The sequence below is a fragment of the Melghiribacillus thermohalophilus genome (assembly GCF_004342905.1).
Lineage (GTDB): Bacteria > Bacillota > Bacilli > Bacillales > Alkalibacillaceae > Melghiribacillus > Melghiribacillus thermohalophilus.
The window spans coordinates 99,632-115,769 of sequence record NZ_SMAN01000003.1; the positions used below are offsets into that span (position 1 = coordinate 99,632).

The following is a 16,138-nucleotide window of genomic DNA, read 5'->3' on the forward strand; positions in this document are numbered from 1 at the left end:
TCTAATTACCTCCGTAGAGTGCGTTTACATCATCATTCTCCATGGCATAAGAAAATTCTTTATCAGGGAATTCGTTTGATTTCACTTCATTGATATACGTTTTAATCGCCTGCTTAACAGGATGATTAAGGTTAGTATACGACTTCACAAATTTGGCTACCCGATCCACTCCATAAGTGAGCATATCATGATAGACAAGTACCTGACCGTCACAGTAGGGCCCAGCACCAATTCCGATGGTTGGAATCGACAGTTCTTCTGTGACAATTTTAGAAAGTTGATACGGAATACATTCGAGCACTAAAGCGATTGCTCCAGCCTTCTGGACATTCAGGGCATCCTCGATAAGCTGTTCTGCATCTTCTTTTGTTTTTCCCTGGACCCTGTAACCGCCGAGGACATGAACAGATTGAGGTGTCAGACCGAGATGACCTACTACTGGAATTCCCGCTTTAGTCAACCGTTCGATCACTTCCAGAACGTTTTCGTCTGCCCCTTCCACCTTCAAAGCCTGAGCATTGGTTTCCTGAATGATTCGCTTAGCATGTTTCATTGAATCTTCCATGGAAACATGCAGTGTCATAAACGGCATATCAATCACGACAAAGGTATCGTCCGCGCCCCGTCTGACCGCTTTTCCATGGTGAATCATGTCATCTGCCGTAACCGGTATCGTGGAATCATAGCCCAATACCACATTACCAAGTGAGTCACCTACGAGTATCATGTCAATCCCGGCTTCCTGAGCAAGTTTTGCTGATGGGTAGTCATAAGCAGTGATCATCGTAATTTTTTCCCCGTTTTCTTTCATTTTTTGTAATTTAATCCGGTTTTTCATTATTCATGACCTCCTGATCTCCAGTTAATTTCCGCTGAATATAGCACATGATCCCGGCCTTTCTGATCGGTAACTATCAGTGCACCATCCTGGTCGATTCCTTTAAAGATGCCCTGCCAGTTTTGATTTTTGCTTGATACCATGATCGGTTGCCCAAGCCTGTAAGCCCTTTCTTCCCACATCGTTTTAATTGGAAGGAATCCCTCTTTGAGATACCTTTCATATAACCGTTCGATCTGTTGAAGAATGACTTGTATCAATGGTCTCCGATTCCACGCCATCCCCGTTTCTATTTTTAATGACGTCGGCTCATTATCGGATATCATGTTAAAGTCCTCTCTGTTCTGATTGACATTTAAGCCGATTCCCTGAACGATATAGTTGATCTGATCCTGTTCAGCCTGCATTTCTGTTAAAATTCCTGCGATCTTGTGATCATGTACATAAATATCATTGGGCCATTTGATGTAGAATGCCAAATCTGTTATTTCTTCGAGTGCCTCTACGATCGCAACTGCACTTAACAGAGTCAATTGCGGAGCCTGCTGTGGTTCGACTTCCGGTCTTAAAATCAGGCTCATCCAGATACCGTCCCCTTTTTTAGAATACCAGGTACGATTGAGACGTCCTCTTCCCTTCACCTGTTCATCTGCAACGACAACCGTGCCGTGCTGTGCACCTTCCCTTCCAAGATGATGTGCAATCACCTGAGTAGAATCCGTTGTCTTTTCGAAAATAACTCTGGAACCGAGCCAGTTTGTTGATAATCCCCATTGAATCGTATTGGCACTCAGTTTATCCGGATTTTTTAAGATGCGATAGCCTTTCCTCGGAACCGATTGAATCACATATCCATCCTTTTCAAGCTCCTTCATATGTTTCCAGATTGCTGAACGAGTAATGTTTAATTGTTCTGATAAAACCTGTCCGGAAACAAATTCATCAGGATACCGGGACAATAAATCAATTAATTTCCTTCTTGTCGATTCCAACGAAACACCCACTCCTTTATCTGTTCCACATCGTTTTTTAGTTCCCCTGTGAGAACCTTATTTTCCACGTGTGTTAAGACTGTATTGATCCAGGGGCCTGGTTTCTTATCAGGAAGCCATTGTCTGATTTGGTTGCCATCAACTTTAAGGTCCTTACGGCTGTATATGGGAAGGGAGTCATATCTCTTTTTTACTTCCGTTTCCTTCATGGAATCGTCAGTTGCAAAAGCATTGATCAGAGAAACAAACGAAGGGATCATATCCAGATCAAGCAAATACAAGCATCGATTATCCAGCTTTCTCTTTTTGAAACATTGATAGGCCCTGGCCAACTGTTTGCTTCGGTTTTTAATTTTATTTGACAATTTCCATTCCCTGATCCATTCTTCAACAGAATGACGGGTATTGATAAAATGCAACCTGGCAATACCTTCATAGAAAGTCTCGACAGGGTCAGTCATCATCTCCAAACACTTGTCAATAAGGCCGGAGTCCTGTTGGAATACAGGTAAATAAAAATGTATCCCTGTATCCTTTATGACCTGAAATGATTTTTGCAGGTGCGTTCCCTTTAACAGTTTTTCCAGTTCTGCCGCCTTCCGTTCCACAGCGATTTTCTCCAATAAAAAACCATGTTTTTTCATTGCTTTCTTCGTATGATCATCGAGATGAAAACCAAGCTGGCTGATAAATCTGACTGCCCGCATCATCCGAAGGGGGTCCTCCTGAAAGCGGTCATCAGCATGAAGAACGGTTCGCAGCAACTTCTCTTTCATATCTCTCATGCCATTGAAAGGATCTATAATGTTTCCCTGACTGTCCATGGCAATAGCGTTTATAGTAAAATCCCTTCTGGCTAAATCCTCCTGAATATCCCGTACAAATTCGACCTGCTCTGGGTGGCGGAAATCCTGGTAATCACCATCAATCCGAAAGGTGGTCACTTCATATGACTGATTGTGATAACGGACCAGTACCGTACCGTGCTCTATTCCAACAGGAATTGTTTTTTTAAATATGGACTGTACTTCCCGGGGAAGAGCACTTGTAGCAATATCGATATCTCCTATCGGACGCTTCAGCAAATAGTCCCGAACGGAACCGCCTACGAAATAGGCTTGATGCCCTTGTTTCTCCAGCTGATGCAAGATCGGCAATGCTTCTTTAAACGGTTGTTCCATCATCAATCATCCTCAAGCAGACGCTGATAAATGTTCTCATACTGACTGATAATTTTGTTTGAATGAAAATGCTCCTTTACTCGCTCAACACAGGACTGTGAAAACCGTTTCCACAATTCCTGACTCGATAACAGGGATAAAGCTTTATCACTTACCCCTTCAATATCGTTGACCGGGCAAATATATCCTGTCTCACCATGAGCAATCACTTCCGGTATTCCGCCTACATCCGTCCCAATGCAGGGAACTCCGCAGGCCATGGCTTCCAGAAGAACCAGCCCAAAACTTTCTTTTTCAGATAACAGTAGTTTTAGATCAGCAAACGAAAGCAGTTCAAATATATTTTCCTGTTTTCCTAAAAACAAAACATGCTCTTCCAGCTTTAAATTCTTTACAAGCTGATTGACGGTACAAAATTCAGGTCCGTCCCCTACAAGGAGCAATTTTGACGGAATGTGTTCGGATATTTGTTTAAATACCCGGATGACATCTGGGACCCTTTTGACTTTTCTGAAATTGGATATATGTATAACTACTTTTTCATGTTCCTGAATGCCGTACTGGAATTTGAGTTCGTCATTTCGTTTTTGTACAGATTCCTGTTCATTGACAAAGTTGTAGACCACATCAATGGGTCTTTCAATGTCCAACATTTCTTCAGTCTGTTCTTTCAAACTGTTTGAAACAGCTGTAACACAGTCTGACTGTTCAATTCCGAATTGAATCATTTTTTTAAAACCAGGATCAATGCCAAGCACCGTTATGTCTGTACCGTGCAAAGTGGTTACAATTTTAATGTTTTGTTTGATCATCTGCCGTGCAAGAATAGCACAGATAGCATGGGGCATCGCATAATGGGCGTGTATGATATCCAATTCCTCCCGGTCAATGACCTCTGCCATTTTGTTCGCCAGTGCCAGATCGTAGGGAGGATATTGAAAAACAGGATAATTGTTAACTTTAACTTCATGAAAATAGATGTTTGAATAAACCCGATTCAACCGAAAAGGCATATCTGAAGAAATAAAATGGATTTCATAGCCTTTTTCTGCAAGCATTTTTCCCAGTTCGGTAGCAATGATTCCAGATCCGCCTACCGATGCATAACAGGCTATTCCGATTTTGATTGTCATGTTCTTCACCCTTGTTCCTTTGTCTGATGCACAATATCTCTCCAGTGAAAATCTCCACGTTTTATGCCATGTATCATAATCTCTGCTGCTGCTATATTCGTCGCAAGCGGAATTTGATACACGTCACACAGCCGGAGAAGGGCATTCACATCTGGTTCATGGGGCTGTGCGGTCAGTGGATCCCGAAAAAAGATGACAACGTCCAGCTGATCGACAGCGATCAACGCCCCGATTTGTTGATCGCCTCCTAGTGGGCCGGACTGAAAACAGTGAATGTCTAGTCCTGTGGACTCCTGAATGTTTTTGCCGGTTGTCCCCGTGGCATACAGCTCATGTTCGGCAAAGATCGGACGGTATGCTGTTACAAAATGGATCAGATCTTTTTTCTTCTGGTCATGGGCAATTAAAGCAATTTTCATGCGTTTCTCCTCTATTCTAATAAATTTTCAAGTCCGTATACCAGTCCATTGAGTTTTCTCACCTGTTCCACAGCAAGCTTTACTCCTGTCATAAAGGACTCCCGATGATACGAATCGTGGCGGATAGTAAGGGTCTGGCCTGTACCTCCAAAAATGACTTCCTGATGGGCAATAAGTCCCGGAAGCCGTACACTATGAATATGCATACCATGAATATTTGCTCCTCTTGAACCCTTTACGATTTCCTTTTCATCGGGATGACCCTGCTGTTTTTCTGATCTTACTTCCTGAATCAGTTCCGCTGTCTTGACAGCTGTTCCGGATGGAGCATCCAGTTTTTGGTCATGATGCTTTTCAATTATTTCAACATCCGGAAAATATCTGGCAGCCCACCTGGCAAACTGCATCATCAATACTGCCCCTACAGCAAAATTAGGTGCAATGACGGCACCGATTTCTTTTTCTTCAGCGAGATGTCCAAGCATATTCAGCTGTTCCTGGGAAAATCCCGTCGTACCCACAACCGGTGACACGTTATTTTCTAGGGCTAACCGTGTATGGTAATAGCCGGCATCCGGTGTGGTCAGATCGATCAATACATCAGGCTCCAGCTCGTGCAGCGCCTGTTCAGCACTGGTATAAATCGGGGCATCAAATGGAGGCAATCCGGTAATCTCTTTGACTTTTCTGCCATTATATTTACGGTCAATGGCCCCAACCAGTTCAAAATGATCCGTTTTTTCGATTAAACGCAATGCTTCGCTTCCCATTTTCCCCCTTGGGCCAGCTACGATGATTTTAATCATGGGTTGTGTCCTCCTTTTGTTCATCGAGTCTTGTCCATCTGTTATGATCCCTTACTTCAAACTTTGTCATCGACCGATCAAAGGCTTCACTGATATCAATGTTGAGGGAATTAGCAAACGAAACGATGACAAATATCAAATCACCCAGTTCTTCCTCAATGGATTTTTCTTTTTCAGTTGTTTTCTTTGGTTTTTCACCGAAGTAATGATTGACTTCTCTGGCTAACTCTCCAATCTCTTCAGTTAATCGAGCCAGCATGCTTAATGGAGAAAAATATCCTTCTTTAAACTGTGATATGTATTGATCCACACGTTTCTGCATGTCTTCCGTTGTACATGTTTTTTTTTCACCCATCGAATCCCTCTTTCATTTAAAAACCATATCTTGCTATCATCTTTCATGTTAGCCAAAAGGCGGTATTTTGACAAATCATTTATTCATTATTGCTCATTTTTTTCCCATTGTCTATAATGAATGAAGTGTCAGCAACAACTGGAGGTGTAGACATGAAAGTACTTGGACTAAAGGTGAAAAATCTCATTTTTATATTAATTGGATCAGCTGTTTTTTCATTTGGCATCGTTCATTTTAATATACAAAATAATTTAGCTGAAGGCGGTTTTACCGGAATTACTCTACTATTGTATTACTTACTTCGCTGGGATCCGGCCATTACGAATATCCTGTTGAATGTACCCGTTTTTATTCTCGGCTGGAAACTTCTTGGGCGGAATACCTTTTATTATACAATAATTGGAACATTCGCCGTGTCACTGTTTTTGTGGATCTTTCAAAAGTACCCATTATCTCTCATCTCCCTCCAGGAAGATATGACATTAGCCGCCCTGTATGCGGGAATATTTGTCGGAGTAGGACTTGGGGTTATTTTTCGCTATGGCGGAACAACAGGCGGTGTTGATATCATTGCCAGACTGGTACATAAATATATCGGCTGGAGCATGGGACGGACCATGTTTCTTTTTGATGCAGCTGTCATCATTGCATCCATTTTGCTTTACCTTGAGCCCCTTGAAGGAATGTATACCCTTGTAGCTGTATTTATCGGAGCAAGGGTCATTGATTTCATACAGGAAGGAGCCTATGCTGCCAGAGGAGCGACCATTATATCCTCAAACAGTGATGAGATTGCCCGTAAAATTATCCATGATATGGACCGTGGTGTAACGGTACTTGAAGGGCGGGGAAGTTTTACCGGTGAAAAACGAGATGTGCTCTATTGTGTGGTAGGCAGAAATGAGATCGTCAGACTGAAAAACATCATTCAAGAAATCGATCCACATGCGTTTGTAGCCGTCGGAACAGTACATGATGTACTCGGAGAAGGATTCACACTGGATGAAAATAAAAATCCAATTACAGAATGAGAAAAGCGGAAGCGACCTGACTATCCGTGGCCAGGTCCACTGGAGGGTTCCCGGAGAGGATAATAGGGCACATCAGATCTAAAGTGGCCTGTCCTCTCAGTCTGAACTGGAGGACTTCCTGTTAGGAAAAATCAAGAGGAATATCCCTTTTAACATTGGCTTACAAAAAAACCCTGATTGGATACATTCCAATCAGGGTTTCACTATTCTTCATTATTCATGGCAACAAACATCAGTACAAAACGAAGCAGTTCAAGTAAGGCTACAACTGCTGCTGCAACGTAGGTTAAAGCAGCGGCATTGAGCACTTTTTTCGTCTCCCGCTCCTCATTGCTTCTGATCACGCCGGTTGCAACAAGCTGATTCATTGCCCGGTTGGAAGCATCAAACTCAACAGGTAATGTGACCAGCTGGAACAGAACGGCTGCCGCCATAAAAATAATCCCGACAAGGAATAGATTAGCCAGTTCTAATAACATACCTGCAAGAATTAAGAAAAACGACATGTTGGAACCAAGATTGGCAACCGGTACAAGGGCATGACGAAAACGAAGAAAAGCATATTCCTGAGCGTCCTGAATCGCATGTCCCACTTCATGGGCAGCAACAGCAGCTGCCGCCTGAGAATGTCCGTGGTAATTTTGTGATGACAATCGTACGACTTTGGAGCGGGGATCGTAATGATCCGACAGCATTCCATTGACTTCCTCGATTTTTACGTGGTAAAGTCCGTTTTCATCCAAAATTTTTCTTGCTACCTGCGCACCGGTCATCATTGAAGAATTTTCAATCTGGGAATATTTTTTATAGGTGTTTCTTACTCTCATATTTGCCCATAGCGGCAAAACGAGCAATATTACAAAATAAATCAGATATGCACTTAATGACATAGGCCACTCCTCCATTTTATCAATCTAACGTCAATTTTAGTCAGATTTATAGTCTGAGTCAACTTTTTTGTCCTGTTCCCGATTTTTTTCTCCTTTATATTTTTTCCATGATGCATACATTAATGTCAAAATAATTAATCCACCTATTGTGAAAATCATCCATAGAAATGAAAAATTCTCCTTTTCTTTTTCTTTATGATCGGTTTCCTCCATCGTACGAAGCATATCGAACAGAATCTTTTCCTGTTTTTGAGGATCAGGATTCTTCATGAGCACTGATAGTTTCGAGTGAATGTTCATAAACTGATCCAGGCGATCCAGCGGGTGTTGGATGACTAAAGATGGGAATATTTGATGATATAATGTTGCCGCACGAACAAACTTTTCATGGAATTGGTCGGGATGGCTTTCCAGAGCGTCGTATATAGCATTTGTGGTTTTATCTTTCCAAAAAGTATGCAGGGATCCATCATTAAACATAGCAGGATACAGCATTAAGATCAATGTTCTCGCTGACTCCATCTTTTTCTGTCGATCAACTGATGTTTTCAACAACGTTTTTTTCGTTTGATGAAAGACATCTGCTGCATATTGGTGTTTTGACTCATATAAATCCCCGTACAATAACAGAATGTCATTGAGCCAGGCTTCATCGAGCATGTTTCCAGCCGTTTTAAAAGAACCGGATTCAACGAACTCGATAAACTGATACCATTTTTCCTCGACAGCTTGTCTTTTAGAAGCAGATAAAACAGTGTGAAATTCATTCGTTAACATAAACAGACTGATACCAATGAGCAAGATATACAAAATCTGCTTTACATTCATGCTGTGACGACTCCTCTCCCGGATCCTTCTTTAACAAAATATGCTTCAGGAGAGGGTTTTAGAACTAATGGCGGAAGACAGTCCGCCTTACAGAAAAGGAATATACAACAGCGATAGACAGTATACTCAGCCAGAATGTAAAGTAACCGATCTCATTCATATAGGTCGTCAGACTATGATAGACGGGCATCATTTCGAATACATAATCAATTACATCATTATGCAATGTCCATATAGCTGCAACGGTTAAATGGCGCATTTTGATTCGGTAAAAAGGAGCATATAAAAGTCCCTGTATGGCCATTGCACCATGCGAAACAATGAGCATATAAGCTTCCCATTCAAGTGAACCTTCAATATATAGCGTCAATACATTCATAACCACTGCCCAGATTCCGTACTTGAACAAAGTCAGAAATGCCAGGGCTTCAATGTATGGAACATTGCGACCAAGTAAAAAGAACAGAAGGACAATGACAAAAAAAAGGCTGGCTGTTGGACTATCCGGGACGAAGATAAAAAACTCCGGGGGTGTTGCTTCTAGCTGCCATCGATACCAGTAATAACCATAAATGGTACCCAGCAAGTTTACCATAAAAAGTGTAAATAGGACCCTTTTGTCCATCAAAATTCCTCTAAACATGCCTATAACTCCTTTAAATAAGTATAAGAAAAGCTGACTAGAATTAGTCAGCTTCTCTTACGATTAATGTCCGCCTTCTTCGCTGTAACTTGCGATGAACTCAGCCAGCTGCTGAAGTTCTTCATCAGAACCATTAAATTGTCCCGCAGGCATACCACCGACACCATTTACGGCAATATCGGCAATCTCATCGGCAGTAAGACCCGTACCTACCAGTGTCGGACCGGCAGGTGAACCTTCAAGATTGCCTCCGTGACAGTTGATACAGCTCTGGTTTGAATATATTTCATATCCCGGATCCGTCTGGTCAATTTCCACTTCTTCCACAATTTTACCCATCTCTGCCCGTTCTTCCCAATTCACATGGGCAACAGCTTCATAGGTTAACCAGATGATCGAAATCACACCGATTAACATCATGCTAACCGCAATTGGCCGTTGATGCGGCCGGCGTCCTTTTCCTTTATCCAGGAATGGAGCAAGCAGCAATGCTCCAAAAGCCAGCCCCGGAATAACAACCGTTCCAATGACGACATAATCCCCGCTGGCAAAGTCATATTTCAAAAACTGATATAAGAACAAGAAATACCAGTCAGGCAGAGGTATATATGCCGCATCAGTTGGATCTGCCTCCTTTTCTAAAGGAGAAGGTGCTACGATCGTTAACGTAAGGAAACCGATCAAAAACACAGCCCCTACCAGCCACTCTTTTAATAGGAAATTAGGCCAGAACGGCTCTGTTTTACCGGGATATTCTGAGTAATCTTTTGGAATAAACTTTTCTCTGGTTGCAGGGACACGGGAATCCCCGACAAACTTCATCCCTTTACCTCTATGCACAGTATTCCCTCCTTTATGGAACTGATCTCAATCTTACAGTGGTCCAGAGATACCCTGACGGCGAATCAAAACAAAGTGCACGGCCATTAAAGCAAATAATGCAGCCGGCAAGAAGAAAACATGTATGGCAAAGAACCGTGTGAGGGTCTGCGCACCTACGATTTCAGGATCTCCGGCTAATAGGACTTTCAGATGCTCTCCAATATAAGGAACACTTTCCGCAATCTGCAAACCTACCTGAGTGGCAAAAAATGCTTTGTTGTCCCACGGGAGCAGATAACCTGTAAAACCAAGTCCTAACATCACAAAGAATATTAAAACCCCAACGATCCAGTTTAATTCTCGTGGTTTTTTATAAGCACCCTGGAAGAAAACACGCAACGTATGTAAAAACATCATGACAATGACTACACTTGCGCCCCAGTGATGCATTCCGCGTACAATCTGTCCATGAGCAACCTGTGTCTGCAGGTATTTGACGGAATCCCAGGCATTCTCGATGTCAGGCACGTAATACATGGTTAAAAACATTCCGGATAAAACCTGTATTACAACGACGAAAAAGGTAAGTCCGCCAAAACAATAGACAAATGCAGAGAAATGATGCGCAGGGTTAACATGTTCAGGCACTTCATGATCGGCAATATCTCGCCAGAGCGGTGTAATATTTACACGCTCATCAATCCAGTCATATAATTTTTGTATCATGTATTACGCCTCCTCTCTTGGCTTGGCTTTACCTAAATAAAGCATACCGTCTTGAATTTTGTAATCATAGACATGTAATGGTTCTGTAGGCGGCGTATTAGGCACATTGACTCCATCTTTATAATAGAGGCCATCATGACACGGGCAATAGAAACGCTCCGGATGATTCTCACTGCCTTCCCAGCTCACCACACAACCTAGATGGGTACAGATTGGTGACAGGGCCAGAATACTTCCGTCCTCCTGCTTAAACACCCAGGCAGATTTTGTCACTTCAGATTCATACCAGGCATCGACCTGCTCAATCGTGAAATCAAAGCGCTGCGGTTCAGTCGTGATTTTGTCGACTTCAACAACCGCTACAAAATCTCCTCCACCCTGGGCTTTCAAAACAGGATCAATTGCAAAACGAAGCATCGGTGACAGCATTCCAGCAGCCATAAAGCCTCCCACACCTGTCAGCGTATAGTTTAAAAACTGGCGACGGGAAACTTGCTTCTTTTTATCTTCGCTCATTCCTTTCCCCCCTCTATTCATGTATTGCAACGAACAGGGTCGTATTTGTACACATGTTTACTAGGACATTACCATGATAGCGTAAAGTTTTAGACCGGTCAATAAAATTCACATTTTGTCAAAGATTTTACAAATGTTTTAACTATTCCAATAATTTTTGATTAAATCCCTGATCTGTTGAATATGGTCCTTAACCATATTTTGTGTTACTTTTGCATGAATATCCCCGTCTTTTGCAACCGGGATCCAGATTAATGTTCCGTCAAGGTCTTTTTCTTTCACTTTCCACCCCTGATCAAAGGATATGTAGAAAATATGGCGAAAGGGAAGCTTGTCCATTTTTTCTGTAAATCGATTCAGCCGTCTGACCTCATCCTGATCAATGGATTCATAAATATATGGGGGAAGAGCTAAAATCCTTCCTTTAAACTCTTTTTCCAGCTCAAGGACCATGATGTCAAGAACTTCTTTCTGGAAGGCGATGGCGATCATGTCTTCATCCATTTTCTCAAATGATACAGGAATCAGCGGAACAAGAACGGTATCCACATACGCTTTAGCCTGTATATAGCTTTTCAAATCCTGCCTGGTCCATTTCATCTTTAAAACACCTCGTTTTACTATTTTCTGCACCCATTCAAAAATTCTATTCAACCATTTTTCCTCATTCATTTTGTTCATCAGCAGATTTCAGAACAACTATACTATATCATAACTTAACTCTGTTATCTTTAACGACATCTCCCCATCTTGACAGGATTTTAGGGGATTCGGGTGCTCATTTTGTTTTTTCCGATATTCACCAGGTTTCTTCGATTTAATGGTATGTAAAAAACCCCCTGCAAATTCAGGAGGCCTCGTTTTAAGGTGTACATTTATGGTCAACCAGCTCATTCATTTTCTCAATCAGCTTATGGAACTTTTCTTTATCCCCTTCATCAAGTGCCCGATCGATCTCTGATTGAATTTGTTTTAACTGGAAATCATAATGGACCTGATCTAGAAATTTTTCTGCTAATTTTCGGTCCTGCTTCGTGATATAGTAATCATCAGGGAGAAACGGGTTTTCTTCCAGCACAACAGCATAACGGGGATGGCGGGCAGCATTTTTAAAGTTGAGTTGAATATAGATCGGTTCCATATCGTTAAGGCGAATATCGTGAAATGATTTTTCTGGATCAGTCGTCATGATTTGTTCTTTATAAAATCGAAATGGAGGGTCATTGACACATTTAGTGGACATCACTACACCCCGTGGGCACAGCCTGGCTTCCTGGACGAAATGGACATGTTCCAAAACTTTTTCGTGATTCATGATATAATTTAATATCCAGACGCTTTCTCTCCTCTTCATCTGGTAATGATTTAAAAACCACTGGATAAACTTCTTTTTTTCATAAGTGGAAACGGTCATGATTTTCACCAGCCCTCCTTCCATCCGACCGGAACTAGAGCATTAAGTTTCCATTCGACTGATAAATTCTTCCACATCCCTGTCGTGAGGTTCTATGTTTACATATTTATGCAATATGTTTTTGGCTTCTTCCATCCTCCCTTCTTCAACAAGAAAATACCCATATTCTTTAAGGAACTCTGCATCGTTTGTAAAAGAATTATATGCTTCACGGTAGTTGTTTAATGCATCATCATACGCTTCTATTTCGTAATTTGCCCGGGCAAGTTCCCAATAATACAGGGGATCATCTTCCCCCATTTTGATCACATCGGTAAGCATTTCTTTTATCCGTTTATGGTTTTCATTCTTTTTATAATGTTCAATTAAAAACAAGACGGCTTCTTTATAGCCGGGGTCTATGGACAGAGCTTTTTCCACTAGCTCTATTGCCCGTTCATGCTGATTTAATTTTAATGCGATTTTTCCTGCCAGAAAGTACAGCTGTTTATTATATTCGTCATAGATTAAGCCTTTCTTCAGGGTTTCATAGGCCTCTTTAAGCATCCCTTCTTCCTCATAAGCCTTTGCCAGCAAAGGGTATACCGAGTGATAATACGGATCTCTGTCTAAAAGTTTTTGCCAGATGCCGATAGCCATCTCATTTCTATCTCCCTGATAAGCGGTAAATCCATAGCGAAATAATACATCTGGTGATTCTGTTTTTACGTCCTTATAAAACTCTATGGCTTTTTCAATTTCTCCGATGGCAGCGAAGGCTTCTGCCAGACGGAGTTTCACATCAACTTCCCCGTACATTCTCCCTTTTTTTATAGCCTTTTCGTAATGCGGAATACTTTTTTTATAGTCGCCGGTATGGAAGGCCAGTTCACCGAGAGCCAGATCAATAAGCGGCTCATCAGGTGCCATCCTTTTTGCCTTAAACAACTTGTTTTCAGCTACTTCAAACAGCCCCTGGGACTGATAAAGATCTGCCGACTGAATGAGCGCCTGCAGATAACCTTCATCTTCTTCCTGAAATCGATTTAAAAGTTCAAGGGCTTTTTCATCCTGATCTAAATCCGTATATGCTTCAGCAAGAGAGAGGGTTACCTCCTCCTCTTCGGGATAGGCTGCATGCAGCTCCTCAAGTAAGGGCAAAGCATGATCGACGAGCCCCCATTGCTGGTAAACCTGGGCAATTGAAAATTTTTCATCATCACTGGCTATATTCTGATAATTTCTTAATAAGCTTATGGCCTCTTCAATATCCCCCTGTTCGGCTTTCATGATTGCCTGTTCAATTTGCTGCATTCATAACACCCTTCCTTTTACAGCTGGAAATGTTGTGGTAAAGATATCTTAAAAAATTGGCCAGCACCTTTCCTATCATCAACAGTTTGCTTTAATTTTATCATGTTTCCCCGCATGATAGTAATATAGGGTGAAATTTTATGGAAAAAAACTTTGTCGGAATCCGTCTCAATATGCTTATATTTCATCTCGTACAAATTAAAGTCGGTTAAACCATTTGGGTTCAGGTCCCCTTTTCGGGGTGCAATCCCGGTTTGAATCAGTGAGGAACGGGACAAAGGGAAAAATGAAAGATCGTCAGACAGCAAAAGAAACTGACAGTCCTTCAAAAATGCTTTTAGCATATCCTGGGATTCATCCTGAAAGACCGCAAAAGGAATCCGAAACAGCTTTTGTTCCTGATAGAGCCATTCCCATTTTTCCGGTAAGTCCTCTTCAGAATCTGCCCATACCGCAATAAAAGGAATTTTTTGAAGGGAGAAAAATCGAATCATTTCCTGGGTTAAAAATTTGATATTGATTTTGGGCACGACCGTGTAATCGATTGGGATATCGGAAAGTGCCTGTATATATTGTTGAAAGTGCCATTTCCAGATGTTTTTTTCGACTGGCAAAGGATAAATAGCAATAACAAGAGAGGCTCCCCTGTAAAGATACCGGCGGGCATGCATGAAACGTTTTTTCTGATCAGAAAAAGGAAACTCCAGATCGGTGTAAACTTTTCCAGGGGTCAAAAAGAAGTGAGATGAAGTGATTTCTCGAATCGTAAAATGGTGCTTGAATGAAGGGGGATAAAACCGTTCCTGGCCAAATAATAGGTCTTTCTTCACCCACGATTCCTGATTCCAGACCAGCACCTGATCCCAGTAATATGCCTTCACACTCTATACTCCCTTCCTTTCGTTTGTACAGAGTATGAAGGCCTGTCTAAAAATATGAATGAAGCTAACTACTCCTGCTTTAACTGATTCAGATGATGAAAAAACTGTGGATAGGATATGTTAATGCACGAGGGATGTTCAATGGTAACGGGACCTTCTGAAATAAAGCTGGCGATGGCAGCCATCATGCCAATCCGATGATCATGATAAGAGGAAACTGTCCCCCCCTTTAGGGTAACAGGCCCATTGATCACCATTCCGTCTTTCAGTTCTTGAATATCAGCCCCAATTTTTGTTAATACATCGACAACTGCCTGTATCCGGTCGGTTTCTTTATATCTGAGCTCTTTTGCATCTCGTATCTCTGTTACACCATTTGCCTGGGTGGCGGCAAGAGCAATCAACGGGATTTCATCAATTACCCGGGGGATGACTTCACCCTCTATTTTCATACCTTTTAATGGGCTTCCCTGAATCCTGATATCCCCGACTGGCTCCTCTCCGATTTTTTCGGTGACCTTCGTTTCTACGGGTGCACCCATTTGTTTTAAAAGGTCGATGATTCCGGTACGGGTTGGATTCAGCCCTACATGTTTAATGGTGAGATCACTTCCCTGAACTAAAGCTGATGCAGTTATAAAAAAGGCCGCAGATGATAAATCGCCTGGAACCGTAAAGCGGGTTCCCTTAAGTTCCTGACCGCCCTCAATCGAGATATACTGGCCATTCCTCTTTATTTCTCCTCCAAAAGCAGGCAATATTCTCTCGGTATGGTCCCTGGTAGGAACGGGCTCAATCACTGTCGTGCGACCTTCCGCAAAAAGTCCAGCCAGTAAAATAGCTGACTTCACCTGGGCACTGTGAACGGGAAGGGTATAAGTGATTGGGTTAAGGTTTGTGCCTCGAATGCTGATCGGAAAATATTTCCCCTTTTCTCTCCCATCAATGGCAGCCCCCATTTCCCGCAATGGGTCAGCAACCCGATCCATTGGGCGGCGGGACAGAGACTCATCCCCTGTTAAACAGGCATGAAAAGGTTGACCCGCCAGGACACCCAGTAGAAGTCTTGAGGTCGTGCCGGAGTTGCCAAGATTCAGAGGTGCTGGCGGTTCCTTTAAACCATCTAATCCCCTTCCTTCGATGCTCAACGTTGTTCCTTCTCTCCGAATATTTACACCCATGCATTTAAAAGCATTTACAGTGCTTAAACAGTCTTCACCGTCCAAAAAGTTTTCAACTACCGTCGTTCCTCTGGAAAGGGAACCCAGAATCACCGCTCGATGTGAAATCGATTTATCTCCGGGAACTTCGAGTGTTCCTGTTAACGGATGATTGATTGGTGTTAACGTTCGTTCCATATCTTCATCATG

The 16,138-nt window shown here is 42.1% G+C and carries 19 protein-coding genes; 1 reads left to right on the forward strand and 18 read right to left on the reverse strand.

All coding sequences use genetic code 11. From position 1 onward, the window contains the following. Position 1 precedes the first annotated feature (1 nt). The 7 genes from panB to EDD68_RS04185 are packed head-to-tail and all read right to left on the reverse strand — an operon-like array spanning position 2 to position 5,724. The gene (panB, locus tag EDD68_RS04155) at positions 2–838 is read right to left on the reverse strand and encodes a 3-methyl-2-oxobutanoate hydroxymethyltransferase (RefSeq protein ID WP_132370985.1); all 837 of its coding nucleotides are present in this window, start codon (positions 836–838) and stop codon (positions 2–4) included. Continuing rightward, a complete protein-coding gene (locus EDD68_RS04160) occupies positions 838–1,830 on the reverse strand; it encodes a biotin--[acetyl-CoA-carboxylase] ligase (protein ID WP_132370986.1) in 993 nt (330 codons plus the stop codon). Before EDD68_RS04160 ends, panB begins: the two co-directional genes overlap by 1 nt. After that, positions 1,806–3,011 (reverse strand): CCA tRNA nucleotidyltransferase, encoded by a 1,206-nt coding sequence (locus tag EDD68_RS04165; RefSeq protein WP_165902056.1) that lies wholly within the window; start codon positions 3,009–3,011, stop codon positions 1,806–1,808. Before EDD68_RS04165 ends, EDD68_RS04160 begins: the two co-directional genes overlap by 25 nt. Positions 3,012–3,013: 2 nt before the next feature. Beyond that, positions 3,014–4,144 carry an N-acetyl-alpha-D-glucosaminyl L-malate synthase BshA gene (bshA, locus tag EDD68_RS04170; RefSeq protein WP_132370988.1) on the reverse strand — a complete coding sequence of 377 codons (1,131 nt, stop codon included), beginning with the start codon at positions 4,142–4,144 and terminating at the stop codon, positions 3,014–3,016. A 5-nt stretch (positions 4,145–4,149) separates the two neighbouring features. After that, entirely contained in the window at positions 4,150–4,563 is a 414-nt protein-coding gene (gene mgsA / locus EDD68_RS04175) for a methylglyoxal synthase (RefSeq protein ID WP_132370989.1), read from the reverse strand. Positions 4,564–4,574: 11 nt separating this feature from the next. Continuing rightward, positions 4,575–5,369, reverse strand: coding sequence for a 4-hydroxy-tetrahydrodipicolinate reductase (gene dapB, locus EDD68_RS04180; protein WP_132370990.1), 795 nt, complete (start codon positions 5,367–5,369; stop codon positions 4,575–4,577). Beyond that, positions 5,362–5,724: a nucleotide pyrophosphohydrolase gene (locus EDD68_RS04185; protein WP_132370991.1), complete on the reverse strand. Its 363-nt coding sequence runs from the start codon at positions 5,722–5,724 to the stop codon at positions 5,362–5,364. The genes dapB and EDD68_RS04185 overlap by 8 nt, the downstream gene beginning before the upstream one ends. A gap of 152 nt (positions 5,725–5,876) precedes the next feature. Between EDD68_RS04185 and EDD68_RS04190 the strand changes: the two genes are divergently transcribed. Then, on the forward strand, positions 5,877–6,755 hold the full coding sequence (locus EDD68_RS04190; RefSeq protein WP_132370992.1) for a YitT family protein: 879 nt from the start codon (positions 5,877–5,879) through the stop codon (positions 6,753–6,755). Between the two features lie 203 nt (positions 6,756–6,958). On the opposite strand, the gene EDD68_RS04195 is transcribed toward EDD68_RS04190, so the two are convergent. From EDD68_RS04195 to aroA, 11 genes are all read right to left on the reverse strand, one after another. Further along, positions 6,959–7,645: a zinc metallopeptidase gene (locus EDD68_RS04195; RefSeq protein ID WP_132370993.1), complete on the reverse strand. Its 687-nt coding sequence runs from the start codon at positions 7,643–7,645 to the stop codon at positions 6,959–6,961. A gap of 36 nt (positions 7,646–7,681) precedes the next feature. Next, entirely contained in the window at positions 7,682–8,473 is a 792-nt protein-coding gene (locus EDD68_RS04200) for a sporulation protein YpjB (RefSeq protein ID WP_132370994.1), read from the reverse strand. Positions 8,474–8,537: 64 nt separating this feature from the next. Then, positions 8,538–9,116, reverse strand: a complete 579-nt coding sequence (gene lhaT / locus EDD68_RS04205; protein ID WP_132370995.1) for a lipoprotein heptaprenylglyceryl N-acetyltransferase LhaT — start codon at positions 9,114–9,116, stop codon at positions 8,538–8,540. 63 nt (positions 9,117–9,179) lie between these two features. Next, complete coding sequence (locus tag EDD68_RS04210) at positions 9,180–9,956, reverse strand: menaquinol-cytochrome c reductase cytochrome b/c subunit (protein WP_132370996.1); 777 nt, start codon at positions 9,954–9,956, stop codon at positions 9,180–9,182. Positions 9,957–9,989: 33 nt separating this feature from the next. Next, positions 9,990–10,664 carry a menaquinol-cytochrome c reductase cytochrome b subunit gene (gene qcrB / locus EDD68_RS04215; RefSeq protein ID WP_132370997.1) on the reverse strand — a complete coding sequence of 225 codons (675 nt, stop codon included), beginning with the start codon at positions 10,662–10,664 and terminating at the stop codon, positions 9,990–9,992. A gap of 3 nt (positions 10,665–10,667) precedes the next feature. Further along, a complete protein-coding gene (locus tag EDD68_RS04220; RefSeq protein WP_132370998.1) occupies positions 10,668–11,180 on the reverse strand; it encodes a Rieske (2Fe-2S) protein in 513 nt (170 codons plus the stop codon). Positions 11,181–11,318: 138 nt separating this feature from the next. Continuing rightward, positions 11,319–11,780, reverse strand: a complete 462-nt coding sequence (locus tag EDD68_RS04225; protein ID WP_165902057.1) for a DUF2487 family protein — start codon at positions 11,778–11,780, stop codon at positions 11,319–11,321. 262 nt (positions 11,781–12,042) lie between these two features. Continuing rightward, on the reverse strand, positions 12,043–12,594 hold the full coding sequence (locus tag EDD68_RS04230) for a ReoY family proteolytic degradation factor (RefSeq protein WP_132371099.1): 552 nt from the start codon (positions 12,592–12,594) through the stop codon (positions 12,043–12,045). A 42-nt stretch (positions 12,595–12,636) separates the two neighbouring features. Beyond that, positions 12,637–13,887, reverse strand: a complete 1,251-nt coding sequence (locus EDD68_RS04235; RefSeq protein WP_132371000.1) for a tetratricopeptide repeat protein — start codon at positions 13,885–13,887, stop codon at positions 12,637–12,639. Between the two features lie 17 nt (positions 13,888–13,904). Continuing rightward, on the reverse strand, positions 13,905–14,768 hold the full coding sequence (locus EDD68_RS04240; RefSeq protein WP_132371001.1) for a hypothetical protein: 864 nt from the start codon (positions 14,766–14,768) through the stop codon (positions 13,905–13,907). Positions 14,769–14,836: 68 nt separating this feature from the next. Further along, entirely contained in the window at positions 14,837–16,126 is a 1,290-nt protein-coding gene (gene aroA / locus EDD68_RS04245; RefSeq protein ID WP_132371002.1) for a 3-phosphoshikimate 1-carboxyvinyltransferase, read from the reverse strand. Between the last annotated feature and the right edge of the window lie 12 nt (positions 16,127–16,138).